23 protein-coding genes are annotated in these 26,527 nt (G+C 62.2%); 14 read left to right on the top strand and 9 right to left on the bottom strand.

The features are described 5' to 3' along the window. Nucleotides 1–13 precede the first annotated feature (13 nt). The 6 genes from mobB (at nt 14) to LPB072_RS09395 (ending at nt 4,295) form a co-directional block, all read left to right on the top strand. The gene (gene mobB, locus LPB072_RS09370) at nt 14–550 is read left to right on the top strand and encodes a molybdopterin-guanine dinucleotide biosynthesis protein B (RefSeq protein WP_066094584.1); all 537 of its coding nucleotides are present in this window, start codon (nt 14–16) and stop codon (nt 548–550) included. A gap of 38 nt (nt 551–588) precedes the next feature. Then, nucleotides 589–1,884 (top strand): molybdopterin molybdotransferase MoeA, encoded by a 1,296-nt coding sequence (locus LPB072_RS09375; protein WP_066094891.1) that lies wholly within the window; start codon nt 589–591, stop codon nt 1,882–1,884. Next, nucleotides 1,881–2,132, top strand: coding sequence for a molybdopterin converting factor subunit 1 (gene moaD / locus LPB072_RS09380; protein WP_066094588.1), 252 nt, complete (start codon nt 1,881–1,883; stop codon nt 2,130–2,132). Before LPB072_RS09375 ends, moaD begins: the two co-directional genes overlap by 4 nt. A 2-nt stretch (nt 2,133–2,134) precedes the next feature. Next, nucleotides 2,135–2,608: a molybdenum cofactor biosynthesis protein MoaE gene (locus tag LPB072_RS09385; RefSeq protein ID WP_066094592.1), complete on the top strand. Its 474-nt coding sequence runs from the start codon at nt 2,135–2,137 to the stop codon at nt 2,606–2,608. Nucleotides 2,609–2,629: 21 nt separating this feature from the next. Further along, nucleotides 2,630–3,409: a GNAT family N-acetyltransferase gene (locus LPB072_RS09390; protein ID WP_066094595.1), complete on the top strand. Its 780-nt coding sequence runs from the start codon at nt 2,630–2,632 to the stop codon at nt 3,407–3,409. Between the two features lie 454 nt (nt 3,410–3,863). Then, nucleotides 3,864–4,295: an ester cyclase gene (locus LPB072_RS09395; RefSeq protein WP_157694180.1), complete on the top strand. Its 432-nt coding sequence runs from the start codon at nt 3,864–3,866 to the stop codon at nt 4,293–4,295. Between the two features lie 582 nt (nt 4,296–4,877). On the opposite strand, the gene LPB072_RS09400 is transcribed toward LPB072_RS09395, so the two are convergent. Continuing rightward, a complete protein-coding gene (locus tag LPB072_RS09400) occupies nt 4,878–5,066 on the bottom strand; it encodes a hypothetical protein (RefSeq protein WP_066094601.1) in 189 nt (62 codons plus the stop codon). Between the two features lie 398 nt (nt 5,067–5,464). On the opposite strand from LPB072_RS09400, the gene LPB072_RS09405 reads away from it, so the two are divergent. Further along, nucleotides 5,465–5,896, top strand: coding sequence for a DUF1801 domain-containing protein (locus tag LPB072_RS09405; protein ID WP_066094604.1), 432 nt, complete (start codon nt 5,465–5,467; stop codon nt 5,894–5,896). Between the two features lie 178 nt (nt 5,897–6,074). Here the strand turns inward: LPB072_RS09405 and LPB072_RS23865 are convergent, their stop codons facing one another. Beyond that, nucleotides 6,075–7,706, bottom strand: a complete 1,632-nt coding sequence (locus LPB072_RS23865; RefSeq protein WP_231943476.1) for a hypothetical protein — start codon at nt 7,704–7,706, stop codon at nt 6,075–6,077. Between the two features lie 279 nt (nt 7,707–7,985). Continuing rightward, nucleotides 7,986–8,840 (bottom strand): SDR family oxidoreductase, encoded by an 855-nt coding sequence (locus tag LPB072_RS09415; protein WP_066094610.1) that lies wholly within the window; start codon nt 8,838–8,840, stop codon nt 7,986–7,988. 89 nt (nt 8,841–8,929) lie between these two features. Here LPB072_RS09415 and LPB072_RS09420 point away from each other — a divergent pair, with 89 nt between their 5' ends. From LPB072_RS09420 to LPB072_RS09430, 3 genes are all read left to right on the top strand, one after another. Further along, nucleotides 8,930–9,394 (top strand): winged helix-turn-helix transcriptional regulator, encoded by a 465-nt coding sequence (locus LPB072_RS09420; RefSeq protein ID WP_066094614.1) that lies wholly within the window; start codon nt 8,930–8,932, stop codon nt 9,392–9,394. A gap of 136 nt (nt 9,395–9,530) precedes the next feature. Beyond that, nucleotides 9,531–12,149 carry an ATP-dependent chaperone ClpB gene (gene clpB / locus LPB072_RS09425; protein WP_066094617.1) on the top strand — a complete coding sequence of 873 codons (2,619 nt, stop codon included), beginning with the start codon at nt 9,531–9,533 and terminating at the stop codon, nt 12,147–12,149. A 262-nt stretch (nt 12,150–12,411) separates the two neighbouring features. Further along, complete coding sequence (locus LPB072_RS09430) at nt 12,412–14,892, top strand: DUF1631 family protein (RefSeq protein WP_082877101.1); 2,481 nt, start codon at nt 12,412–12,414, stop codon at nt 14,890–14,892. 25 nt (nt 14,893–14,917) lie between these two features. Here LPB072_RS09430 and LPB072_RS09435 read toward each other — a convergent pair whose 3' ends face one another. From LPB072_RS09435 to dctP, 5 genes are read right to left on the bottom strand one after another with little or no spacing between them, the layout of a single operon-like run. After that, nucleotides 14,918–16,453 (bottom strand): malonate--CoA ligase, encoded by a 1,536-nt coding sequence (locus LPB072_RS09435; protein ID WP_066094622.1) that lies wholly within the window; start codon nt 16,451–16,453, stop codon nt 14,918–14,920. An 18-nt stretch (nt 16,454–16,471) separates the two neighbouring features. Continuing rightward, the gene (locus LPB072_RS09440) at nt 16,472–17,758 is read right to left on the bottom strand and encodes a malonyl-CoA decarboxylase (protein ID WP_066094624.1); all 1,287 of its coding nucleotides are present in this window, start codon (nt 17,756–17,758) and stop codon (nt 16,472–16,474) included. 21 nt (nt 17,759–17,779) lie between these two features. After that, a complete protein-coding gene (locus LPB072_RS09445; protein WP_066094627.1) occupies nt 17,780–19,087 on the bottom strand; it encodes a TRAP transporter large permease in 1,308 nt (435 codons plus the stop codon). A gap of 35 nt (nt 19,088–19,122) precedes the next feature. Next, nucleotides 19,123–19,656, bottom strand: coding sequence for a TRAP transporter small permease subunit (locus tag LPB072_RS09450; RefSeq protein ID WP_197508933.1), 534 nt, complete (start codon nt 19,654–19,656; stop codon nt 19,123–19,125). After that, nucleotides 19,646–20,653, bottom strand: a complete 1,008-nt coding sequence (gene dctP, locus LPB072_RS09455) for a TRAP transporter substrate-binding protein DctP (RefSeq protein WP_066094629.1) — start codon at nt 20,651–20,653, stop codon at nt 19,646–19,648. Before dctP ends, LPB072_RS09450 begins: the two co-directional genes overlap by 11 nt. A gap of 151 nt (nt 20,654–20,804) precedes the next feature. Here dctP and LPB072_RS09460 point away from each other — a divergent pair, with 151 nt between their 5' ends. Both LPB072_RS09460 and LPB072_RS09465 read left to right on the top strand, forming a co-directional pair. Continuing rightward, entirely contained in the window at nt 20,805–21,524 is a 720-nt protein-coding gene (locus LPB072_RS09460; RefSeq protein ID WP_066094632.1) for a GntR family transcriptional regulator, read from the top strand. 62 nt (nt 21,525–21,586) lie between these two features. Then, nucleotides 21,587–22,075, top strand: coding sequence for a PaaI family thioesterase (locus LPB072_RS09465; RefSeq protein WP_066094635.1), 489 nt, complete (start codon nt 21,587–21,589; stop codon nt 22,073–22,075). 163 nt (nt 22,076–22,238) lie between these two features. On the opposite strand, the gene LPB072_RS09470 is transcribed toward LPB072_RS09465, so the two are convergent. Then, nucleotides 22,239–22,457 (bottom strand): hypothetical protein, encoded by a 219-nt coding sequence (locus LPB072_RS09470; protein ID WP_066094637.1) that lies wholly within the window; start codon nt 22,455–22,457, stop codon nt 22,239–22,241. Nucleotides 22,458–22,987: 530 nt separating this feature from the next. Here LPB072_RS09470 and LPB072_RS09475 point away from each other — a divergent pair. Further along, nucleotides 22,988–25,099 carry a DUF4347 domain-containing protein gene (locus tag LPB072_RS09475; RefSeq protein ID WP_066094640.1) on the top strand — a complete coding sequence of 704 codons (2,112 nt, stop codon included), beginning with the start codon at nt 22,988–22,990 and terminating at the stop codon, nt 25,097–25,099. Between the two features lie 198 nt (nt 25,100–25,297). Further along, nucleotides 25,298–26,515, top strand: coding sequence for an MFS transporter (locus LPB072_RS09480; RefSeq protein WP_066094643.1), 1,218 nt, complete (start codon nt 25,298–25,300; stop codon nt 26,513–26,515). The last annotated feature ends 12 nt before the right edge of the window (nt 26,516–26,527 follow it).

Genomic DNA, 26,527 nt, shown 5'->3' on the forward strand with positions numbered 1-26,527 from the left:
CCAGAAGGCCTGTATGAAAGTGGTGTGTTTTGCGGGCCGTTCGGGTGTGGGGAAAACCACCCTGGTTGAGCAGCTGATTCCGGCGCTGAAACAGCTTGGCCTGCGCGTTTCGGTGGTGAAGCATGCCCACCACGCGCTGGAAATCGACCACCCCGGCAAAGACACCTACCGCCACAGAGCCGCAGGCGCGTTCGAGGTGGTGGCGGCCTCGCCGCAGCGCCTGGTCTTGATGCGCGAGTTTGAGCAGGAAGCCAAGGTCTCCGTGCACCAGATGATTGCCGAGCTCTACGAGGGCGTGGACTGGGTGCTGGTCGAGGGCTTTCGGCACAGCGATTTGCTCAAGATTGAAGTGGTTCGCGATGCAGAGGCAACGGCCGTTCAATACCCCGATGACCCGTTTGTGGCCGCCATCGCCAGCGATGATGCGACCCGGCTGCCAGTGCCGACCCAGCGCGATGTGCTGCCATTGAACGATGCCGCTGCTGTGGCGCAGTGGTTGGTCGACAATGGGGATCGTTTTGATTACGACCCCGATCTGTACACCGATTGACCCCTGTGCCGGGTCATGGCTTTCCTGAATACCGTTTCATGACTTCACCTGCTTCCCCTTCGACGCCTGCGCCCGTTCGCCGCCCTCTGATGCCGCTTGACGAGGCGCGCGCCACCTTGCTGTCGCATGCGTTGCCGGATGCGGCGGCCGAGTCGATTCCCACTTTCGAGGCCGATGGGCGGGTGCTGGCCGAAAACCTGGTGTCGGCCTTGCAGGTGCCGCCGCAAGACAACTCTTCGATGGACGGCTATGCCGTGCGCGTGGCCGATGTGAAAGAGGCCAGGGTGGTTCTGCCCGTTTCGCAGCGCATCGCGGCGGGCCATGCGGCCGGGCCTTTGCGCCCTGGCACCTGCGCGCGCATCTTCACTGGCGCAACCATGCCCGAGGGCGCAGACGCGGTGGTGATGCAGGAAGACACGCGCGATGTAGGCGGCGACATGCATGCGGTGCACGTCGATGCTGTTCCCGTTCTCGGTCAGTGGGTGCGCCGCAGTGGAGAAGACGTGACCCGTGGCGCCACGGTGCTGGCTCGCGGGCAACGTTTGTCGCCTGCCGGGCTGGGGCTGGCTGCCAGCCTGGGGTTGGCAAAACTTTCGGTGTTTGCGCGTCCCAAGGTGGCTCTGTTTTCGACTGGCGACGAATTGGTGATGCCTGGCGATGTGGCCCCGGCCGACATGAAGCCCGGCGCCATCTACAACTCCAACCGGTTTTTCCTGCGCGCGATGTTGCAGCGCCTGGGCTGTGAAGTGAGCGATCTGGGCATCGTGCCCGACAGCCGCGAGAAAACCCTGGCCGCATTGAAATCGGCCGCCGATCACCATGATCTGATCTTGACCAGCGGTGGCGTCTCGGTCGGTGAAGAAGACCACGTCAAACCCGCCGTTCAGCAATTGGGCAGCCTCGACCTGTGGCAAATCGCGATGAAGCCGGGCAAGCCGTTTGCCTACGGCACCGTTCGGCGCGATGCGGGCGCGGGCGATGCTGCGAGCAGCGCCTGCCATTTCATTGGCTTGCCGGGCAACCCGGTGTCGAGCTTCGTGACCTTTGTGTTGCTGGTGCGCCCGTTCCTGCTCAAGCTGCAAGGCGCTGAAGCGGCCATGCCCCAGCCGGTGATGTTGCCGGCCCATTTTGTGGTGCCGCGCGCCGACAAGCGCCGCGAGTTTCTGCGCGTGCGCCGCAACGCCAATGGCGGGCTCGATCTGTTTCCCAACCAGAGTTCGGGTGTGTTGACCTCTGCCGTGTGGGGCGATGGCCTGGTGGACAACCCGGCCGGGCGAACCATCGCCCATGGCGATTTGCTGCCTTTCATTTCTTTTTCGGAGCTGTTGGCATGAAAGTGAACCTGCGTTACTTCGCATCGCTGCGCGAAACCGTTGGCGTGGGCAGCGAAACGGTGGACACCAACGCCGCGACCTTGGGTGCTTTGCGCGATGAGTTGATCGCCCGAGGTGGCGCCCATGCCGAAGCCCTGGGCCGCGACCGCGTGGTGCGCGCGGCCTTGAACCAGACCATGAGCGATGAAAGCGCTCCGTTGAGTGAAGGCGCCGAGGTTGGTTTCTTCCCGCCCGTCACCGGAGGCTGAACATGAACAACCGCGTCAGTATTCAAACCGAAGATTTTGATGTGGCGGTCGAAACGGCTGCTTTGCGCCTGGTCGATGCGCGGGTAGGCGCAGTGTGTTCATTCCTCGGTACGGTGCGTGATCGCAACGAAGGCGATGAGGTCAGCACCATGGAGCTGGAACACTACCCCGGCATGACCGAAAAAAGCATCGAAGCCATGATCGACGAAGCCATGGCGCGCTTCGACATCTTTGCCGCCCGCGTGATTCACCGCGTGGGCCTGCTGCAGCCCATGGACCAGATCGTGTTCGTGGCCGTGACCTCGGCGCACCGGGGCGAGAGCTTCCAGGCCTGCGAGTTCCTGATGGACTACCTCAAGACCCAGGCGCCGTTCTGGAAGAAGGAAGAGACACCGAATGGCGCCCGATGGGTGGACGCCCGCGTGAGCGACGACGCGGCCCTGGCCAAATGGGGCATCAAGGCGGCCAACGCCTGAGCCCGGTCAGCGCACAACGCCATGCTGCAGCTGACCCCCGCCGACATCGAATCGCTGGAGCGCGCCACCCTGCAGGCCGTGGCGCCCGAGCAGGTGCATGCAATACCCGGCTGGCTGCTGCCCATGGACAGCGGCACAGTGGGCAGGGCCAAAAGTGCCGTGCCCCTGGTGCGCGAGGGCGTGGACCCGGCAGACGCCGACCGCATTGCGCAGGCCTACCGCGCCAAGGGCTTTCAGCCCGTGCTCCGCGTGCCCGACCTGCCGGCATTCGACGCCTTGCGAGCGCGCCTGGAGACGCTGGGTTTCACCCACGACCAGCCCACGCTGACCCAGGTGGGCCGTATCGAAAACGTGATCGCGGCGCTCAGCCACCTGGGCACCGAAGGCGTATCGCTCGACGAGCGCCCCGACGCCGCCTGGACAGCCATGTTTCTGGGCGAAGGCTTCGACCCGGTGGACGGCGCCAGCCGCGCCGCCTCGCTGGCCCGCGCGCAGGGCACGCGCTACGTGAGCCTGCGGGAAGGAGAAAGTCAAAACAGCCATACAACACTGGCCTGCGCCGCCGCGTCGTTCGGCCATGGTTGGCTGGGTCTGCATGGTTTGCGCACCGAAGCGCGGCAACGCGGGAGAGGGCTGGCCGGGAAAGTGTTGCTGACCATGGCGCAGGAAGCTCGGGCGCAAGGCATGGAGCGTATGTACTTGCAGGTGCACGACAGCAGCACCTCAGCGCTGGCGCTGTATCGCCGGGTTGGGCTGGAGACGGCTTGGGGTTACAGGTATTGGCGGTCTGGATCGGCGTAGCAATCAGATTTGGATGGGTGTACCAGTCGCCTGTTTATTGCGCTTCAGGCTGCACGCTTGGTACTGATACTGGTTGTATGGATGTGTGTAACGCCATTCAGTTGTGGGCTCCCAATGGCTCGCCAACGCCGTCTCGAAATTTGTCAGATCTGTTGTGCTTGTACATAAATCCAGTGGATCGACGTAACTTTGTGAATGCAAACAAGATCTTCAGATTTTTGGCGCCATGGTATTTCGTGGCTGCTGTGGGTATCAGGTGAGACACGAACTACGTCAATGCTAAACCGCATTGTGGTGAAGCAAGTGTCCTCGACGATCCTCGCTACGTCGAAAAAAGGTCGGAAGCCAGGCAACGTAAGCCTCTCTATGTTGGGGCGCCTACCGCATACGAAGGCATCCATTTCAAGTGCAATCACTGTGGACTGGTTTTCACAATATGAAAAATGGAGTCGAGATGAAGCCAGACTTGTTGATGCAAACCTACCTAGAAGAGGTGGTCGCCCAAGGGCGGCTGGAGCTGGTCGAGGCGATGTCGCAGCCCGATATGGTGGACGAGGCCAATCAGGCGTTTGGCGGCCCACCGGGTCGGGCTGGTCTTATGGCCCACGTCAAAGGCTTTCGGCGCGCGGTTGGAGAGCTGCAAGTCACGGTCGACCGCATCGTGGCCGCTGACGATGCCGTGATGGCCTGGTGGTCTTTTGCCGGGCTTCACGCAGGGCCCTGGCTGGAGCGGCAACCCACGGGCAATGCCATCCGGGGCACGGTGTTCAGCTTATTTGATCTGGTGGATGGCCGCATCAACCGCTACCGGCTTTTTCTCCACGCCGAGTTTCCCGAAACCGTGATCCTGGACACCTCTCGTCTGCATACCGGCTCGGCGCTATAGCCGGTGGCGAAAGGCACGCATCGTCTCTGACCTTTGTTTCGCTCGCTGAAAGGGGCAAATCCATGCGAGCTTGCCCTTGTCACCAGCACATTGAACAGCAAGAAGGAACTGGGGTCAGACTCCAATGGAATGGGTTCTGCGCACTACCGAGTGTCTTTTCGTTGCGCGAGGTTTCGATCTCGCTCACCATGCACAGTTGTTCGGAGCGCTATTGGCCGCCGACGGGCAGGCCGTAGGAGTCTTTGCATCGCTGGCGCACGGTATCTGACCCCAGGCATCGGCATGGCGCATCGAACTCCGCCCGGTCGGTGGAGCGGGGAAGGGCTGGCTTGCTGGGTGTTGCAGACCATGGCGCCGGAGGCCCGCGCGTGGGGTATCGAGCGCGCCTATTTGAAGGTGCACGGCAGAGGTGCTTCCGGGCTCGCGCTGTTTCCGCGCATGGGGTGGGGGACGGCTTGATTTGATGGGTATTGGCGGTCTTGTCCCGCGCAGAAAGCAGTTCCAGGTGGGCAAAAGGCAAGTCTGCGAAGCCCCGCAACTGCGTCATGCCTTGAGCCGACCCGGGCACCGCGAGGTGAAGCTTTAGTGGGACGGTGCCTGCGCGGGTGGCGACTGCCGTTCGGCATTGCCATCGTCTGAAGAATCGCCGTCGTCCAGCGACTGCCAATCGCTGGTCACCAGATCCATCAGCGCGCTGTCCAAGGTCTCTTCGTCGATATCCAGAGGCTCATCCAACCGCTCAGGCTGTTTGGGCGAAGTCCGATGGTTCATCCTGGTCCCCCGATCTGATCGCTCGCTGTCGTTGACCAAAGGTGGCAACACACAGCCCGATCAAGGCCCGAGTGAACTACAAAACTGCGCAGTTGAACAGCCTCAAGTGGTGTCAAGGTGTGAGCGGCCCTGGAGAGAATCGGGGAAATCAGAGTCAGGTCTTGCTTTTACCTACGGGAGCTGTTCATGTCAAAAGACAAGACTTGAGCTTTGTCCCGTTCACTCGGTCGCGTCAATGTGGGCTTGCCAGCGTCCTCTGCACAATGAACTGTTTGACTCTCCCATCCTGTCAATCAGACGCCGTTATCCGCAAACCTTTCGGCGGGTGGATCGCTCGGGAAGGGGAAGTCCTATTGATTCGTTAGCGGTTGCAATGCCCACCCATTGGACTTCCCTCCATGGCCGAAACAAAGACCCAGCCCACCGGCGCAAGCGTCGAGGACTACCTGGCATCCCGCGCGACCGACGGGCAGCGCGTTGACTGCCTGGCGCTGATGGTGCTGCTCAAAAAGGTCACGAAAAAGGGGCCAATGATGTGGGGGGCGAGCATTGTTGGTTATGGCTCGTATGACTACACCTATGCGTCAGGGCGAACAGGAACCACATGCCTCACGGGGTTTGCGATTCGCGGGCGAGAGATCGTGATCTACCTTGCCCCCTATTGGAATGGCGCCACCGGGCTGTTGGTGGCGCTGGGTTCGCACAAGATGGGCAAGGGCTGCCTGTACTTCAAACGGCTCGCCGATCTTGATCAAGCCGTTCTGGAGCAACCCGTGGTCGGTTCAGTGGCTGAACTCCACCGCCGTTATGGCCAAGCGGGCACCGCCTGAGAGCCTATACAGGGATGCCCCTCAAAGGCAGGCAATTGACCGATGTTTTGGCTGTTGGGGCAACGTTTGCCGTTGACGCGCAGGCATCTGGGGCGGGGCATGTTGTGGTCCGTTCCAGCAGGGCGCCGGAAGGGCCATTGCCGTCGACGGTTCTGGGCTGCGCCCGACTGGCGCTGGCTCAGGGTTGAACCATTCCGTCCATGCGCACCACTTCGAAATCGCGGCCCAGCACCTGCCCCAGCTCCCGGTTCAAGGTGTCGTTGTTCCAGCGCGGGTCGGGCGCACCGCTCACGTACCAGTTGCTGCCGTTGTCGGCAACCATCATCCCGTGCGTCTTCATGGCGGTGAGCAGGGCCCGGGTTTCTGTGCTGAAAGTCGCCGGAATCACGTAGCTGGCCTTGAGGCGCACGCGCATCCCCATGGGCGGCAAGTTGGCGCTGGTGTTGGCCGATGCCCAGTGGGTGGCGGGCGGTACATAGGCTTTGCGGCTGCGCTGCACGGTGAAGCGCAGCGCGTGCGCGATGCCGCCTGGCCCGAGAGCGGCTTCGTCGTACCGCGCCAGCCCCGGAAAAATGGGCAGTCCGGCGGCATCGGCGCTGGTCCAGCCGGGCTGCCCGCCCGGTCTGACCAGGTTGCTGTCGATGTGAAAGACGGCGCCCACGTTGGCATTCCAGTTGCCTCCACTGGCGGGAAAAGCGCGCCCAAGTTCGTACAGCCGGTTGTTGTCGCGGTCGATGACCAGCACGTGGCGGTCTCCGGTGCTGTTGGGCCCTCCCTCGATCGGAGCCCCGGTTGGCACTGGGTAGGGGCCGGGATCGCTTTCATCGCCATAGGCCGTCCAGGCGATGTTCACGCGTGGCTGCGAGCCAGACACCACCACGTAAGGAATACCGATCGGAGCCCCCGCGTACAAACCAGCGCCGAAGTCGGGGTGCAGGCCCGTGCTCAACCCGATGCTGGCGATCAGGGTGTCGGAGTCGGGATCGCGCGGTAGCGCTGAAACGTCCTGGTTCCAGGCGTTGTCCGCAGGAAAGGGGATACAGCCATTGAGCGCCGCTCCGACACCCAGATCGGCACCCGCGCAGTGTCCATAAGAGCGAACACGGCCGGGCGTCGATGGCGCCTCTCCAATCACGAAATAGGCCACACCTTCTGGTGCATATTGCGGCAACAAGGCCACCTCGGAAGGGTTGACCGAATAGAAATGGAAGCCCTTGCCGGCCAGAAAGAAGCGGCTCAGCGGACGAAGCCCGGCGCCGGTGACTTTGCTGGCGAAATACGCCACGCCCTCGTAGTTGAACTGAGCCAGCGTGGCCTGAATGTGGTCCCGCTCGGTCTCGCTGATGGTGTAGAAATGCACCCCGGTCAGGCGGTTGAGGAACCGGTAGACGGGGCTCAGACCTGTCGCGGCTTGCGCGCCGGCTTCAAACGCCGCGCCTTCATAAAGCATGTTCGCCAGCGTTGCTCGCACCGCATCGCGCTCACTCGAACTCACGGTGTAGAAATGTGCGCCGGTATCGCGGTTGTAAAACCGGTAGACCGGCACCGTTGCAACAGCCTTGGTTTGGGCACTGAAACCCGTGGTGGCCTGCTCTTCGGCCAGCTCTTGCGCGTTGAGCCGCGCGCCCTCGACCAGGGCTTTCCGAGTCGCCTCTTGGCTCCAGGGTGCTTCCATGGCGGGCGCAGCGGCCGCCGGGGACAGGGCTGCACCTTCGCCACCGGCGCCTCCGCAAGCCACCAGTGCCCACGACAAGGCTGCCGATGCACACCAAGGTACCCAGCGAGAACGAACAAGCGATTGGATCGACATGGAAGGGGCCGTGACGGGAAGCAAGGGGAAGCAGCGAGGGCGAACGGTTCACGATACCGGAGCCCAAACTGTTTGTCATCCCCGGGTTTTAGAAGGGACCGGTGTCACGCTGAAACACGTCCAGGGTCAATGCAGACCACCCTGTCCATCAACCCGTTGCAGCCTGGCGTGCGTCGCCTGAGGGTCCATGTGCGAACGAACGGGATGGAGGCAGTTCTTGAACCGTTGCCTCGCCAGGGCAAAGACGTGCCAATGGGGCGGCCCAAGGGGCCGCAACCTTCAGCCAGCCAAAGCCTGTTTCACGCTCTCGGCCAGCGGTGTGGTGGGCCGGCCGATGAGCTGGCTCAGTTGTTTGCTGTCATCAAACAAGCCGCCTTTTGAGGCGCCCACATCGGATTCGGCCAGCATCTGCGCCAGTCCGGCAGGCAAGCCCATGGACGCCAGCGCTTCTGCAGAGGCTGCTTGCGGCATGTCCTGGTAGGCCACGGGTTTGCCGGACTGGCGGGCGATTTCGGTGGCGAGTTCGGTGAGGGTGTAGCTGGTGTCACCGGCGAGTTCGTACACCTTGCCTGCCTGGTCCTGGGCCACGAGCACGGCTGCGGCGGCAGCGGCGTAATCGGCCCGGGCTGCAGAGGCGATGCGGCCGTCTTTGGCGGCACCAAGCACGGCACCATGGGCGGCGGCGGCGGGTGCGCTGCCGACGTAGTTTTCGGTGTACCAGCCGTTGCGCAGCAACACATGAGGCAGGCCCGATTTGGTGAGCAGGGCTTCGGTGGCCTTGTGTTCGTCGGCCAGGCCAAGGGGCGAGGTGTCGGCATGCAGGATGCTGGTGTAGGCCACCAGTTTCACGCCTGCCTTGGCGGCCGCTTCAATCACCGCCTGGTGTTGTGGCAAGCGCTGGCCGACTTCGCTGGAAGAAATGAGCAGCACCTTTTCTGCACCCTGAAACGCGGCCACGAGGGACGCGGGTTGGGTGTAGTCGGCCTGGCGAACCACCACGCCCTGGGCGGCGAGGTCCCGGGCTTTTTCAGGGCTGCGCACGGCGGCAACGATGTGCGCGGCTGGCGTGGTTTTCAGCAGGTTCTGGATGACGAGGCGGCCGAGTTGGCCAGTGGCACCGGTGATGACGATCATGGAACATTCCTTGTTGTGGATTTGAAGAGGAGCCGCGATACTAGGGTTCTCGCTAACTTTTTGTAAGTACCTACCTTGAGGTAAGTGGTATGCCCCCCCATCCATCTGCAACGAACCAATCGGCCAAGGCGCCCGCAGGCCCCCTGAGCCTTTCAGAACACATGCAGCGCGGCGCGCTGTTCGCGGTGGATTGCCCCTCGCGCGAGGTGCTTCAGCATGTGACCAGCCGCTGGGGCGTGTTGCTGTTGGTGGCGCTCATGGGTGGCAGCCACCGCTTCAGCGATTTGCGGCGCAAGGTGGGCGGCGTGAGCGAAAAAATGCTGGCGCAAACGCTGCGCTGGCTGGAGGCGGACGGCTTCGTGTTGCGCGATGTGAAGGCCACGGTGCCGCCGCATGTGGAGTACCGCCTGACGCCGCTGGGGCGCGAGGTCGGCGAGCGGGTGCAGGCGCTGGCGGACTGGATTGAGTGCGCGATGCCGCAGATCATGGCGGTGCGGCAAGCGCGCGAGGCGGCGCTGCCTGCCGAGCCCGCAGGGGTTCACCGCATCCGTTGACGGGTCGCCCGGGGCGCTGTTGATCTGGATCAAAGCGCAGGCTTCGAGCGGGTCGCCCAATGGGTTGAAGGCTTGAAAACGGGTGGATCAATGCCACATGTTCAGCAACAGACCCAATACGGAGTGACTTCACACCATGCGAATCGACAAACTCACCACCAAATTTCAAGAAGCCCTGGGCGAAGCCCAAACCTTGGCCCTGGGCGCCGACAACGCCTATATCGAACCGGCGCACCTGCTGCTGGCTTTGCTGCGCCAGGCCGATGGTCCGCAATCGCTGCTGCAGCGCGCGGGGGTTAACGTACAAGCCCTGGCCAAGGCCACCGAAGTGGCCGTCAAGAAGCTGCCCAGTGTTCAGGGGCAAGACCAGGTTCAGGTCGGGCCCGACTTGGGCAAGCTGTTGCAGGCGACCGAAAAAGAGGCCATCAAGCGCGGCGACCAGTTCATTGCCAGCGAGCTGTTTTTGCTCGCCGTGGCCGACAGCAAAGGCGATCTGGGGCGCATGGCGAACGAGAGTGGCCTCAACCGCAAGAGTTTGGAATCGGCAATCGAGGCGGTGCGCGGCGGCCAGAGCATGGACAGCCCGGAAGCCGAAGGCCAGCGCGAGGCGCTGAAAAAATACACCATGGACCTGACCGAGCGTGCCCGCATGGGCAAGCTCGATCCGGTGATCGGTCGCGACGACGAGATTCGCCGTGCGATTCAGGTCTTGCAGCGGCGCACCAAGAACAACCCGGTCTTGATCGGCGAGCCCGGGGTGGGCAAGACGGCCATCGTTGAAGGCCTGGCGCAGCGCATCGTGGCGGGCGAAGTGCCCGATTCGCTCAAGGGCAAGCGCGTGTTGTCGCTGGACATGGCGGCTTTGCTGGCGGGCGCGAAGTTCCGCGGCGAGTTCGAGGAACGGCTGAAAACGGTGCTCAACGAACTGGCTAAAGACGAAGGCCAGACCATTGTGTTCATTGACGAGTTGCACACCATGGTCGGCGCCGGCAAGGGCGAGGGCGCCATGGACGCCGGCAACATGCTCAAGCCCGCCCTGGCGCGCGGCGAGCTGCATTGTGTGGGCGCGACCACGCTGGACGAATACCGCAAGTACATCGAGAAAGACGCCGCGCTGGAGCGCCGTTTCCAGAAGATTCTGGTGGGCGAACCGACCGTGGAGGCCACGATTGCGATTCTGCGCGGCTTGCAGGAAAAGTACGAAGTGCACCACGGTGTGCAGATCACCGACCCGGCCATCGTGGCCGCGGCCGAGTTGAGCCACCGCTACATCACCGACCGTTTCCTGCCCGACAAGGCGATCGACCTGATCGACGAAGCCGCTTCGAAGGTGAAGATCGAGCTCGACTCCAAGCCCGAAGTGATGGACAAGCTGGACCGCCGCTTGATCCAGTTGCAGATCGAGCGCGAAGCCGTGCGCCGCGAGAAAGACGAGGCGTCGCAAAAGCGCTTTGGCCTGATCGAGGAAGAAATCGCGCGGCTGGAAAAAGAGATCGCCGACATGGACGAGATCTGGAAGGCCGAGAAAGCACAGGCGCTGGGTTCCAAGGATGTGATGGAAGAGATCGATCGCATCCGTTCACAGATCAAGAGCTACACCGAAAAGGGTGATTTCAACAAAGTGGCCGAGCTGCAATACGGCAAGCTGCCCGAGTTGGAGAAGCGGCTGAAAGACGCTCAGGCGGTGGAAGCGGGCAAGGCCGCCGACAAAGAGGGCAAGGGCCGTCACCAGTTGCTGCGCACCCAGGTGGGCGCTGAAGAAATCGCCGAAGTTGTGGCGCGTGCCACCGGTATTCCGGTGGCCAAACTGATGCAGGGTGAGCGCGACAAGCTGCTGGTCATGGAAGACAAGCTGCACAGCCGCGTGGTCGGCCAGGACGAAGCCATCGGCGCCGTGGCCAACGCCATCCGCCGTTCGCGCTCGGGCCTGTCTGACCCCAACCGCCCCACGGGCTCGTTCCTGTTCCTCGGCCCGACCGGGGTCGGCAAGACCGAGCTGTGCAAGGCGCTGGCCGGTTTCCTGTTTGACAGCGAGGAACACCTGATCCGCGTCGACATGAGCGAGTTCATGGAGAAACATTCCGTGGCCCGCCTGATTGGTGCGCCGCCCGGTTATGTGGGCTACGAAGAGGGCGGCTACCTGACCGAAGCGGTGCGCCGCAAGCCCTACAGCGTGTTGCTGCTCGACGAGGTCGAGAAGGCCCATCCGGATGTGTTCAACGTGTTGCTGCAGGTGCTCGACGACGGTCGCCTGACCGACGGCCAGGGGCGCACGGTGGACTTCAAGAACACGGTGATCGTGATGACGAGCAACATCGGATCGCACCTGATCCAGGCCATGGTGGGCCAGCCTTACGACGATGTGAAAGAAGCGGTGTGGGGCGAGCTCAAGGAACATTTCCGCCCCGAGTTTTTGAACCGCATCGACGAAACGGTGGTGTTCCACGCGCTGGATGCGCAGCACATCGCCGAGATCGCGGGCATTCAGCTCAAGGTGTTGCAGGCCCGTTTGCAGAAGATGGATCTGCGCCTCGAAGTGTCGCCCGCCGCTCTGGCCGAGCTGGCCAAGGTGGGCTTCGACCCGGTGTTTGGTGCGCGGCCTTTGAAGCGCGCCATTCAGCAGCGCATCGAAAACCCGCTGTCCAAGCTGTTGCTGGAAGGCAAGTACCCGCCTAAGTCGGTGATCGCTGTAGGGGTGGACCCCGTGCGCAACCCGGGCGTGTTCGAGTTCGAGCCTGGCGGCATGATGGACTGAGCTTGCCCCGTTCAACCAGCAGCCCCCAAAGGTTTGGCCTTTGGGGGCTGTTTGTTTTTGATTCGTCCAGAGGTCGAAATCTTCACGCCTGGGGGTTAAACAAGCTGGGGGCGGCGCGATTTCCCGACGGACCGATGTAAGCTAGAAGATTGGCAGGAGCCGCACCTGTGTTCTGTGCGTGGCTCTTCAGGATGTATTGAACCGCTGAACCGCTTTCGACGATTGATGGCCGCACGCGACGAGTGCAGCTGCGAAAAAATTCATGACCAGGGACCGTGCCACGTTGTTGAACCAGTGCTTTGATGAGGCAGAGCGGCGCACGCCCGCCATGCTCAAGCGCTGTATCGATGCCGTGATGAACTCCTTGCAGTTGGCCGAAGGGGCCAGTTTGCACAACGCACAACGGCAGCTGTTTGCCCGGGCGACCTGGAGCATTGCGCAGTGCCGAGGGGCTCTGGCCGAGACCTTCCCGGTGCGGTTGCGCGAAGCCTTCGAGCAACAGGTTGACGATCCTTCGGCCTCCACCCTGGCCGGGCTGTTCGACTCGTCACTCATGCAACTGGTCGACGATTCCGCGATGAACGAATCACTGGAGTCGGTTCGCTTGTTGCAGAACTTGCTGCCACTGGTTGAGCACAGCCTGCCCATTCTTGATGCCCGCATGAGCTCGCTGATCGGGCTTGACTCGATCGAGGTCGAGAAGAACCCCATGCGGCCTTCCGTCTTTGCGCGCGTGCTGCGTGACCTGATGGCCGAGGTAGAGGAAGAGGGGGGCATTCGGGTCGTGTGGTTGCAACACATTGCCCATGTGCTCGGACGCGAACTGGGGCAGCTTTACGAAGCCCTGGCCCTGATGCTGCAGCAGGCCAATGTGCAAGAGGCTGGCTACCGCATTCGCCTGGTTGAAGACCCCGAGGCCAGCCGTGCGGCCAGTGCGCCGGATGTGGTCACGCTGGACATGCTGTCCATGGGGGATGCCGATGGCGGTGGCCGGGACGGCGGCGGCGACGACAGCGCCGATCTCGAGCCGGCGGCTTTGGGACGGTCGCGTTCCGAGCTTGGCAACGCGGTGTTTCAGGACTTTCTGGCTGGTGGTTCCGGCGGTGGTGTGCAGCCCCTTGATGAAGGCTATTACGAGCAGGTGCGCCGGGAACTCGGCGAGGTGGATGCGCTGTCGGCCATGCCGGTTGCGTCAGAAGCGCTTTCCGGCGAGGCGCTGAGCCGGTACCGTGCCACACCGGTGGTTGACCGTCCTGGCCGCCAGGTTTCCGTGGACACCACGCTGGCCGCTGACCGCTGGGGGCACTACGGGTTGGCCCATGAGCGAACCCGGGTCTTGCTGGAGCTCAAGGCGCGCGCTGAAGATGCAGCGCAGGCCATCGGGCTTGATCTGGTGCGCAAGCTGGTCAATCAGGTGGCGCGGGATCCCCTGTTGCTGGCGCCTGTGCGTGAGGCGGTCGTGGCCCTTGAGCCGGCCTTGCTGCGGCTGGCGTTGGCCAACCCCCGCTATTTTGGTGAAAGCGATCACCCAGCGCGCTTGCTGGTTGAGGAAGTGGCACAGCGCAGCTTTCGCTACAACGATGAATTCGCCGACGATTTTCTGGCTTACCTGGAGCCCGTCTGTGCCGCTTTCAATGCGCTGAACGCGCTTGAGTCCGAGAAGCCCAGGCCCTTTGCAGACGCCCTGGGCGGGCTGCGCAAGCGCTGGCAGCAAGCCGATGCGGTTGAGACGGCCGCGCGGGAAGCGCAGTTGAGCTCGGTGCGGTTTGCCGAAGCGCGCCAACAACTGGCCGATCAGATGGCCTGGGAAATCAGCCTCCGACCCGATGTGTTCAATGCGCCAGAGCTGGTGCTCGATTTTTTCTATGGCACCTGGTCACTGGTGATGGCCACGGCGCAGTTGCGCCCGGTAGAGGGCGCGCCCGATATCCAGGCATGCCGCTCGGCGGTGGGTACGCTTCTGTGGAGCGTGCGGCCCGAAACGATGCGGCAGTCCAAAGCCGTGTTCGAGTCCCTGCCTGGGCTGTTGCAGTGTCTGCACTCGGGGCTGGACGCCTTGGGGATGTCGAAGTCGGAACGTCAACCGTTTTTTGATGCACTGATGCGCCTGCACCAGCCCTTGCTGAGTTTGCGCAGGGTGCGTGTCAAGGGTGATCAGGCCTTGCCCGGGACCGACGGTGAGCTTGACGAGCCCGTCAAGCGCGACCTGTCTGTCGCCCCTCGTGTGTTTGTCACCGCGCAGCCATGGATGGCCACGGGTGAGTGGGCGGATGCGGGGTTCCAGGACACCGAGCTGGATCCCCAGGATGAGGCTGACCCATTGCCACCGGTTGAACAAGCGGATCAGGTGGCGGAACCCTCGGTGGAGCTTCACCTGAACGATCCCGTTCCTTTTGTCGAGGCGCAAGAGGCCGTCGCCCCGGCTGTGGTGGAAGACCAGCCTGCAGATCGGGCTGTGCTGGCCCGCTTGCGCGCAGGGTGTCTGGTTGACATGTACTCGCAGGGGGCGTGGATTCGAGCCGAGCTGATCTGGGCGAGCGCGCGGGGCACCCTGTTCATGTTCAGCAGCGCGGGCGGGCGCGCGCATTCCATGACGCGTCGCAGTTGTGAAAAACTGATTGGAAACCACTGGCTGCGCCTGGTGGAGACCCACGCCGTGGTTGAAAACGCCGTTCAGGCCTTGACCGCGACGGCGCCGACCAAGGGAAAGCGCAAGCGGCGCCGGCTGGCGACACCCGCCTGACGCCATCCGTCAGCGCTCCATCACATCAGTTGGCAAATACCTTGGCGTAGGTTTCGCGCAGCGCCTTCTTTTGCACCTTGCCCATCACATTGCGCGGCAACTCGTCGACGATGAACAGGTGTTTGGGCACCTTGAAGCCTGCAATCTGTGACTTGATGGCCTGGGTGAGTTCGGCGGCGTCGAGCTTGGCGCCAGCCTGCGCCACCACCACCGCGACCACGCCCTCGCCGAAGTCTGCGTGCGGACATCCGATCACGGCCGATTCGGCCACGCCGGGCAGGTCGTTGATGTAGCCCTCGACTTCGGCCGGGTACACGTTGTAGCCGCCGGTGATGATGAGGTCTTTGCTGCGGCCCACGATGGTCACGTAGCCCTCGGCGTTGATGTGGCCCACATCGCCGGTCTTGAACCAGCCGTCGGCGGTGAACTCTTTGGCGTTGGCTTCCGGCATGCGCCAATAGCCAGGAAACACGTTGGGCCCGCGCACTTCGATGCCGCCAATATCACCGGTGGGGCAGGGCTGGCCTTGTTCGCTCATGCAACGCAGTTCGACGCCGGGCAAGGGCCGTCCGACCGTGCCGCCCAGGCGGGGGCCGTCTTCGGCGCGGTAGGGGTTGGACGTGATCATGGCGGTTTCGCTCATGCCGTAGCGCTCAAGAATGGTGTGGCCGGTGCGGTCCTGCCATTCCCGGAAGGTTTCGGTGAGCAGGGGGGCCGAGCCGCTGATGAACAGGCGCATGTGTGCGCAGCTCTCAGGTGTGAGGGCGGCCTCCTGCAGCAAACGCACATACAGCGTGGGCACACCCATGAACACCGTGGCTTGCGGCAGCCAGGCCAGCATTTGCCGGGGTGTGAACTTGCCCATCCAGAGCATCTTGCTGGCGTTGAGCAGCGCGCAATGGCAGGCGACAAACAGGCCGTGCACATGGAAGATCGGCAGGGCATGCACCAGCACGTCACCGGGTTTCCAGCCCCACAGTTTGTGCAGCGTGAGGGCGTTGGATGCCAGGTTGTTGTGGGTCAGCTGAGCGCCCTTGCTGCGTCCGGTGGTGCCGCTGGTGTAGAGGATGGCGGCCAGATCATTCTGGGTCGCCTCGAAAATGGCGTGCTCGGTTGGGAGTTGCCGGGTGGCCTCGATCAGGCTGCCCTGGCCATCGGCGCCGAGTGTGACCAGATGGGGCACCCCGATGCGCGTGGTCAGTTCACGCAGGCTGTCGGCCTTGGACGGATCGGCCACGAAAACGCTGGGTTCGGCGTTCTCCATGAAGTAGGCCAGTTCGGCCGATTGGTAGGCCGTGTTGAGCGGCACATACACCACACCGGCGCGCAGGCAGGCCAGGTAAAAAACCAGAGCAGGTACCGATTTTTCGACCTGCACCATGACCCTGTCACCGGGCTTCAGACCCAGCGATTGCAGCCAGTTGGCCATCTGGGCCGACTGGCCGTGCAGATCACCGAAGGTCCAGCGGCGATCATCATCGGTTTCGATGGCTGTATCGGACAAATGGCTGCCGAATGCGGCGTGAAATTGAGCGTAGAGGTTGTATGACATGGATTTCATGGCCCTGGGCCGGTGTGACTAGGCTTGAGGTTTGAGCAGGCGGCGAACCGCCGTTGAATGGCTGACCTTCTGATTGACGAATTCCTGGTGACGCAGCTCAACCTCGCTGAGGTCGTACTGGTAGTTCACCATCAGGCCCAGCGCCTGTTTGAGGCCCTTTTTGGACAGGTCGGCGGCGAAGTTGATGCGTTCCAGCCGGGCGCCGTTGTCCAGGTGGAAACGGGCCACTGGATCACCCAGGGCTTCGTGCGACTGCTTGACGAGAAAGCGCGCCCCCAAACTGATCAGGTCTTGCCGCAGGGGTTTGGGCATGTGGGTGATGTTTTCTTCGGCCAGAACGGGATGGCGCTGGCGCCAAGCGGCCACGCGCTGCAAGGGGCCAGCCCATTCGCCGGTCTCTTCGGTGGAGGCCTTGTCGAGCCAGCGAACGAAGCCGGGAATGGGCGACAGCGTGCAGAACGTTTTGAGCTGGGGCAATTCGGTTTTGAGCTGGGCGGCCACTTTCTTGATCAGGAAGTTGCCCAGGGATACGCCGCGCAACCCGGGTTGGCAGTTGCTGATTGAGTAAAAAACGGCTGTCTTGGCGCCATTGGCGTCGGGTGCGTCGGGTGTTGATTCAATCAACGGTGCGACCGCATCGGCCATCTCGTCGACCAGGGCGACCTCGACAAAAATCAGGGGCTCGTCGCGCAGCTGGGGGTGAAAGAAAGCGTAGCAGCGGCGGTCGGGTTGCAGGCGGCGGCGCAAATCATTCCAGCCGCTGATTTCGTGCACCGCTTCATGGTGAATGATTTTTTCAAGCAGGGCTGCACTGGATTGCCAGTCAACCCGCTCCAGTCGCAGAAAGCCGGGGTTGAACCAGGAAGTGAGCAGGTGCAGGAAGTCGGCGTCCACGGCGGCGAGCTCGGGGTTGCCTTTGCGCAGACCCAGCAGGTCCACCCGCATGGCGAGCAACATGCTGGTGCCACCCGGGGCACGGTTGATGCGGCGAATCAGTTCCTGTCGGGGCGACTCCACGGCCTGGGTCAACACCGCCAGGTGTTGCGCGGTGGGTGCTTGCGCATACTGCGTGGCAGCGTTCAGCACCGCCTCCGGGTCGGGTGAAAACTCTGTCGCCAGCGCCGCGAAAAACGCTTCGCGGCGCGCCGCGGATACCTGCCGATAGCCTTCGATCACACGGACAGCCAAGGCATACACATTGGCCTGACCGCGTTCGGATATCAGCAGCCGGCAGGATTCCAGCAGGGGTTCCAGGGTGCGGTCACCTCGGGCTTTACGGGTCAGACGAAGCAGTTTTTCAAGCATATACACAGGCAGGAGTGGCGCTCAACCCATCAAGGCTTGCGGCAGCCAGGTGGCAATTTCGGGAAAGATGCAGAGCAGCACGATGGCAACAACCATGCACATCATGAAAGGGAAGGCGCCTTTGAGAATGGTAGGCAAGCGCACATCGGGCGTGATGCCGTTGATCACAAAAAGGTTCAGACCGACAGGGGGTGTGATCAGGCCCAGTTCCATGTTGATGGTGAGGATGACGCCAAACCAGATCGGGTCGAAACCGGCCGCCGTGATCACCGGCATGAGAATGGGTGTGGTCATCAAGATGATCGCTGCGGGGGGCAGAAACATACCGGCCACGAGCAGCAACAGGTTGATGGCCGCAAGAATCACCCACTTGTTGACCTGCATCTCGCCAATCGCTTCGGCCACGGACTGCGTGACTTGCAGCGAAGACATCATGTAGCCAAACAGAATCGAGGTGCCGATGATCAGGAGCAGCATGCCGGACTCGCGCAGGCCGTCGCGCAGAATCGCCCACAGGTCCATGGGTTTCCACACCTTGTAGATCAGGATCACCATGACCAGGCACAGCGCTGCGCCCACGCCGGCCGCCTCTGAGGGCGTGGCAATTCCACCGTAGAGCGCGTAGACCACGCCCACGATCACAGCCATGAACGGCAGCAGCCTGGGCAGCAGCTCCAGCTTTTCCTTCATGCTGTAAATGCGGTCTGCATCGACCAGCACCGTGCCACGTTTCCAGCTGATGAACAGGGCCCAGGCCATGAACAGGCCGGTCAGCAAGAGCCCGGGCAACACGCCGGCCAGGAACAGGCGGCCGATCGAGGTCTCCGAGGCGATGCCATACAGAATCATGGTGATGCTGGGTGGAATCAAAATGCCCAGCGTGCCGCCGGCGGCGATTGCGCCGGTGGCCAGATCGGCGTCGTAGCCGCGTTTGCGCATTTCGGGAATGCCCATCTTGCCGATGGCTGCGCAGGTCGCTGGCGAGGAACCGGTCAGGGCCGAGAAGAGGGCACAGGCGCCGATGTTGGAAATCACCAGCGAACCCGGCACACGGTGCAACCAGCGGGCCAGGGCTTCATACAAATCGCTGCCGGCGCGTGAACTTGCGACGGCTGCGCCCATGATCACGAACATGGGCAGCGACACCAGGGTGAAATCGCTCAGCCCGGCAAAAACGGTTTCGGGGATGAAGTGCACGCTGTTCCAGCCATCAAAGATGACCATGAACAGCAGCGCCACGGCACCCAGGCCAAAGGCGATGGGCAGGCCGGTGGCCAGCACCAGTACGGTGGCAACAAAAATCAGCGAGCCAATGGCCAAGGCGCTCATGGGAATTCCAAAAAATCAGAAAGGAGATTGAACGCTCAGAGCTTGTCTTCAGGCGACAGGCCGAACGGGTGTTCGCGCTGCGTCAAGACAAGCCAGATCTCGGCCAGGTACTGCAGGCAAAGCAGGCCCAGTCCCACCGGCACCGCCAGGTAAGGAATCCAGAGGCGGGCTCGCCAGATCGACGAAGTGGTGTGGCCGTTCTGATAGGCGTCCCACCACCAGGGAATGGAGGCGTAGAGGAACAGGCCGCAGAAGGCCAGTGCAATCAGGCTGCCGAGCAGATGGAGGGCGCGCCGGGCCGGCGGGCGAACCATCAAGGGGAGCACATCCACCGCCACATGACCGCGGGTGAGCAGAATGTACGGTGCACCAATGAACGTGGCCGCCACCAGCGAGTACATGACGAACTCGGTCTGCCAGATGGAGGACTCGCCGAGCACCGCTCGCACGAACACCATCTGGCAAACCACGCCAATGGATACCAGGATCATCAGGGCCGCCACCACGCCAAGAGCGCGTGAGAGGGCCTGTACCCCGGTGATCCAGATGGGAGCGGCTTTACTTGACACTCAACGCCTTTTCGATCAGCTCCTTGCCGCCGGGCACTTTTTCAGCGAACTCCTTGTATGAGGTCTTTTGTGCCACGGCGCGCCAGGCTTCGGCTTCAGCGTCGGTCAGCGTGACGACCTCCACCTTGTTCGCCTTGTAGGTTTCGACCATTTTGTCGTCCAGTTTTTTGGACTCGGCTTCAAAGTAGTCTTCGGCCTTTTTTGATGCAGCCATCAGCGCCTTCTTTTGCGCGTCGTTGAGCTTGTCCCAGCTTTTCATGGAAATCAGCACGGGCTCATACATGAACCACAGGGCGTTGTCGCCAGGCGCTGTGATGCACTTGACTTGCTCATAGAGGCGGAAGGAAACAAAGCTGCCCGAGGATGTGTCGGTTGCCGTGGCCACGCCTTGTTGCAGGGCGCTGTAGACCTCGCTGGACGGGATCGACACGATGGATGCGCCAGCACCCGCCCACATTTGCGAGAAGGTGGCGCCAGCAGAGCGCATCTTCAGACCGACCACGTCTTCAGGCTTCTTGATGCACTTGTCCTTGCCGGCGAAGGCGCCTGCCAGCCAGGCATCGGCCAATACCTTGACGCCGCCCTTTTCGATGATGCCCTTGATTTCTTTCAGAAACTCGGAGTCGTTGATGCGGCGCGCGTGAGCGTGGCTCTTGACCAGGCCGGGCATCAGTGTGGCGCCAAACTGGGGGTGAAAGCCCGAGGCGTAGTCCAGCGGCAGCGAGGTCATGTCGATCTGGCCGCTGAGCATGGCTTTCCATTGCTCTTGTGCTTTCACCAGACTGGAGCCAGGGAACACCTTGATTGTCATGTCCACGTTGGCTGCGGCCACATCGCGGGCAATCATCTGTACCATCTCGTCGCGCACATCGCCTTTGCCGCCAGGAAACTGGTGCGAGGCTTTGAGGGTGACTTCGGCGTGGGCTGCAGCGGCCCCCAGGGCTGTGAGCGCAGCGAGAGCGAGGGTGGACAGGTGGCGTGAAAGGCGAATCGTCATGGTTGTCTCCTATGGGTTGGAACGCGGCTTTGTTGTATAAATCATCGAGGATGTTATATGCAACAGAAAGCCGGCCTTCCTAGGGCTAACCCCAAGCGGCCTGTCAATGAAGCATCCCTGTGCCCGTTTAAACAACCACCCTCCATCGACCATGAGTCCCCCGCCCAACAGCCGCTCCCGCGTTCAGCAAGTGCGCGACCAACTGGAAGATGACATCGTCAACGGACGCATGCGCCCCGGCGAGCAGGTGCAGATCGAGCCCCTGATGGTTCGATTTGCGGTCTCGCGCACACCGGTGCGCGAAGCCCTGCAGCAACTGGAGATCAGTGGGCTGGTCGAGGTGTTGCCCAAGCGTGGCACTTTTGTCGCCAGGGTGGGTATCCCGGAGCTGATCCATATGTTCGAGGTGATGGCCGAGCTGGAGGCGATGTGCGCACGGTTGGCGGCGCGGCGCGCACCAACGGCGACCCTGGACGGCATACGCGGGGCCCTGGAGGCGTGTGAGCATGAGACCGCATCGGATGACGCCAACGCCTATTACTATGCCAATGAGCTATTCCACAGCCTGATTTACCAGGCTTGCGGGAACCCGTTTCTGGTGCAGCAAACATTGGCGCTCAAGAACCGGCTCAAACCCTATCGGCGTCTGCAATTGCGCATGCGCAACCGCATCCAGCAGTCGCTCGCCGAGCACCGAGAGATTGTTCGGGCGCTGGAGGCGGGCGACCCCGAGGCCGCAGCGCATGCCGCGCGCGAGCACGTGCTGATTCAGGGCCAGCGCTTCAACGACTTCATCAGCCTGGCGGGCCCGGAGCAGGCGGCAAGTGCCGAGCGCGCCAGCCTGCCCGCCGGCACCACGCAGGGGCGGTGATCCAGGCGTTTGCTGTCGCCTCGCCGACCGCCCGGGCCTGAAGGGCCGCATACCATCGCGGCATGGACACCTCTACTCTGATCAACGCGTCACAGTCTCCGCCAGCGGGCTTTCGCGCAGTGCGCGTCGGTGGCAACTTCATTGCCCACAACGGGCCCTTGTTTGCCCGTCTGGTCGAGGGCCGGTTGCAGCTGGGTTTCCGGGTGGAGGCGCGCCACACCAACCCTTTGGGCATTTGTCACGGCGGCATGCTCGCCACCATGGCCGATATGTTGATTCCGTGCGCCGCGATGTACCGCCCCGGGGAAGAGCGCCGGTTTCTGCCGACCATCAGTCTGCAGGTGGACTACATGGGCGCCGCGCCGCTGGGGGCATGGGTGCAGGGCGAAGGTGAGGTGCTGAGGACCACCCGCAACATGTTGTTTGGCCAGGCACTGGTGTTGGCCGATGGGCAGCCGGCAATGCGGGTCAGCGGCATTTTCAAACAGGGGCGCCTTGTGACCGAGGGCAACATGGAGGATCCGCTGGGGTTGATGGATCCTGCCGACTAGGGCCTCCTCGCATTGCTTTTTCCAGGCGTGCGCCCGGATTGGCGTTTGCTTCCCCTCGTTCGCATCCTGAACACGTGGTGTGAACAGGCCCTGACCACCTCCAGGCCACGCAGGCGACACCTTGGCGACCTGCGCACCCCGGTTCAGGGGCGGTCTGGTCCATTCAGTCCGCTGGCTGGGCCTTGGCGGGTTCCTGCACCATCAGGTAACCGGCCTTTTGCAGCAAGGCCGCTTCCTCTGTGATGTCGGTGCCGGTGAGCAGCGACAGCTCGCGAAGGCTGCGCCGTCCATTCGCCATGAGCACCAGCGTATGGGCGAGCCGCCCCACGTGTGAGGGCTGGGCCAGGGTTGCCCAGGCTTTGGGTGTTTTGTTGTACAGCATGGAAACAATCGATCAGAGAGGTTGATTTTCAGTACAGGCTGACGATATGGCCCGGATGTGTCAGCCCTGTGAAACCTCTTGAATGAGGCGCCGTCGGCCGCATGCAGGCGCTCCGGCTTTACCGCCTGTCGTCAGGCTTGCGCCTTTCTTCAAATGAAACACCCTGGGCCAGGCTGCGCCGCTTTGAGTGCTCTGGTATGCGTCTGTTCGGCCGATAGGCGGCGATCAATCGATGGCCTAAAACGTTCGGGCTATGGGTGCGACGTTGGCCCGGTCGCAAGCGCTTTGCCGTGGCTTGCCGTCTGTCGGTATGGGGGCCCGTTTGACTCAAGTTGCCATCACTTGCGTCGAAGCCTCAGGTGGAACAACGAACACCTCGTCCGTATTCTCACCAGGAGATCTTCGACCTTCTGGCTGAAAGCTGAGACTTGAAAACAGGGCATAAAACCCCCCATTCTTCGAGTTGATGGTTTTTCCGGAGCGAGGTGGCTGTTCGACAGAGCCAAATCACATACATCAGGAAGATCGCCATGAGCACCACCGAAAGCACAGCAGGCCAACCGATTGTTTTCATTCTGGACAACGTCACCGACTACCAGAACACAGCGGACGGTTTGAATGCCAACTTCGAGGTTCACATACTCAGTGCCGATGGTGATGCGCTGGCGCAAATGGTGGCGTTGCTGGATGGGCGAACCGGCCTGGATGCCATTCACCTGATCTCGCACGGTGATGCGGGGGTGCTTGATCTGGGTACCTTGTCGCTGAGTTCTGCCAACCTGGGTGATCACAGCGCGGCGTTGGCTGCATTGGGTGCGTCCCTGTCACCCGACGGGGATTTCCTGCTTTACGGTTGCGATGTGGCGCAGGGCGAAGCGGGGGTTGCATTTGTGGATGCGCTGGCGGTTGCGACCGGCGCCGATGTGGCTGCTTCGAACGACACCACGGGTCCAGCGGCGCAGGGCGGTGACGCGGTGCTGGAATACGAAACAGGCAGCATTGAAGCAGTGACTCTGGACGACAGTGCATTCCAGTCCAGCCTGGGCGCCGACAGCGCGTTGCCAGCGGGCCTGACCACTTCACCTTACGTTTTTAATGGCGCCGATTTCCAGCTGCGCATCGATGGATCCATCAGCAATGCCGATCTGGACCATGACCTGGTCAGCTCCATGCTCACGGGCATCAACACCGATCGTTTCGCTCTCAGCAACATTGCCGATGGCACGGTGGTGTCGGTCTACATGGGCAACTCATCAACCCTGGACGACCGCATTCAGATCATCCGTGGTGGCTTTGTGCTGACCCAGAATGACAACAGCGGCGACGGCGACAACAGCGAAGACGCTTACCTCAGCTGGACCTACCAGGCGGGTGACATCGTTCATGCCACCACAACGGGCACTCTTGAGCGAGGCAGCTATTCCCTGTATGTGGGAACCGCTTCGGGCCCCGCACCCATCGCCAGCATTCTCGATAACGCACCCGTGGTGACGGTCGCTCAACCCGTTTATGCGATTGTGGAAAATGGTGTCGGCAAAGGCTGGACGGACAGCGGTGGCAGCCTCACCGGCACGCTGAGTCTGGCCAACGGCGCGTCGCTGGGTGACTTGTCTGGCCTTGGCTTTGCCGTGGATGGGCCGTCGTTCTCTGACGATGGTGGCAACCTGACCGCCATTGGGCAGTTCGGAAACTTGAATCTGAATCCGCAAACCGGTGTCTACTCTTATAACCCGAATGTCAACACCATCGATGCATTGGGCGAGGGTGAAACGGGCATCGACACGTTCACGTTCAATGCAACAGGCGTTGCTGGCGACGTGACGTCGGGCTCGTTCTCTTTCAGTGTGACGGGCAGCAACGATGCGCCCGTGATCTCGCTCGACGGACAGGGCGCCACCCTCGTGGAGGCCAGTGGTGCCGACAACGCGGTGGCCGGCAAGGAGGTTGCACAAATTGGGGTGTTGATGAGCGATGCGGAAGGCAGCGTTGGGCTGAATACCTCCGCGCTCGAAAGTGACGGGTGGGTGCTGATACCCGATACCTCTTTCATGTCGCACGAAGCCCTGTATGGCTCGGTTCAACTGGATCTGACAACCGGTCAGGTGACCTACACACTGAACAACGCCCTGGAAGCGACCCAGCTGTTGAACTCGGGCGATTCGGTTGTCGAGAGCTTCCATGTTTCGGTCATCGACGGAGGGGGGCTGACCGATCGCGTGGCCGTTTCCTTCGAGGTCCATGGAGCCGACGACGGGCTGGTCATGGCTGTTGATCAGGCCCCTCCGGCCGCGACCTATATTGACGGCGATGGCTTTATTCAGACCAACTACGGCCGCACCGGGTTCTTGAACGTGAGCGACATCGATACGCTGATCTCTTCCTACGATGGGCTCACCTTTGGACTGCAGGGGGGGGTAGGCGACGATGGTGGCAATCTGAGTGTCGCCGGGCAAGCAGGATACCTCCACCTCAACACCGGAACGGGGAAGTTTGACTATGTTGGAAACGCCTCGATCATTGAGCAACTGGCTGAGGGTGCGTCGATCACCGAGCACTTTACTTTCAGTGTGTCCGATGTCAATGGAGTGCTCGATACCGGTGTCTACGAAGTCCAGTTCGTGGGTGTGCATACCGAGGCGTAAACCATTCTGAGATCGGCAGGCAGCGCTCTCAGGGCGCAACCCGATACCGCGGCAAACCCTCTGCCGACCGTTGTGCGGTCGATCGGGGCCTGTTCATCTGGGGAAACCCTGGAGGACAGGCCTTTCTGGTTTTGCCCGTGCACTTGATGTGCAGCCAAGGCCATTACCATAGCGGGACTCCCCGTTCAGGTTTACAACATGTCCCTTGCCCAGCCCGTTCCCCTCCGACAGGATGCGTCCGTCATAGGTCTGGTGGGCATGGCCCACGCCACCTCCCATTTCTCCCATCTGTTGCTGGCCCCCCTGTTCCCGGTATTCATCCGGGAGTTCGGCTTGAGCTACTCCGATGTGGGACTGCTGGTCAGTCTCTTTTTCGTGATCTCCGGCGTGGGGCAGGCGCTGTCGGGCTTCCTGGTCGACCGCGTGGGCGCCCGGCCGGTGCTGTTCGCTGCCATCAGCTGTTTTCTGGTAGCGGCTTTGGTGGCCTCTCAGGTCACGGGGTACCGAGGTCTGATGGTGGTGGCCGCTCTGGCGGGTTTGGGCAACGCGCCGTTTCACCCGGCCGATTTCACGATACTGAACCACCGCGTCTCGGCGGCGCGCCTGGGCCACGCGTTCAGCGCCCATGGCCTGACCGGAAACCTGGGTTGGGCCCTGGCGCCAGCGATGCTGGTGGGCATCACCTCTCTGGCCAATTGGCGCACTGCCTACCTGGCCGCAGCCGTGATGTATGTGGTGGTCTTGACGGTTTTGTTCTGGCACCGCGACAAGCTGCTCACCCCTGTGGTGCCACAACGTGCAGCCAATGATGCAGGCGAAGGTGCGCTGGCCTATTTGAAGCTACCGGTGGTGTGGTGGTGTTTTGCATTTTTCCTGCTCTCGACCATGACCCTGGCCGTGGTACAGAGCTTTGCACCTTCGATTCTGCAAAACCTTCATGGTGTGGGCATGGAGCAAGCCACGCTGACCATCTCCGCGTATATGTTGTGTGGGGCATTGGGCATGCTCGTGGGCGGGTTTGTTGCGGCATTCGGGCAGCAGCATGGCGCTTTCTCCAGCGATCGGGTCGTGGCCTTGAGCATGTCGGCTGGCGCGCTGCTGCTGCTGCTGTGTGCCATGGGGTGGATGGGCGGTACGGGCACCATGGTGGCGCTGTCGGTGACAGGGTTTGCCGTGGGCATCGGCGGGCCAAGCCGGGACATGATGATCAAGAAGGCGACGCCCAAGGGTGCCACTGGCCGGGTGTACGGCACTGTCTACTCGGGACTGGATGTGGGCTTTGCGCTGTCGCCGCTCATCTTTGGTCAGTTCATGGACCGTGGCTGGTACGCCCTGACGCTGGTGGGCGCGGCGGTATCGCTCGCATTGGCGGTATACGCCGCACTGGGCGTGGGACGCCGAACGCGGGTGGCCTGATCTCGCGGCACA

It is taken from the genome of Hydrogenophaga crassostreae (assembly GCF_001761385.1).
Classification (GTDB): Bacteria; Pseudomonadota; Gammaproteobacteria; order Burkholderiales; family Burkholderiaceae_C; genus Hydrogenophaga; species Hydrogenophaga crassostreae.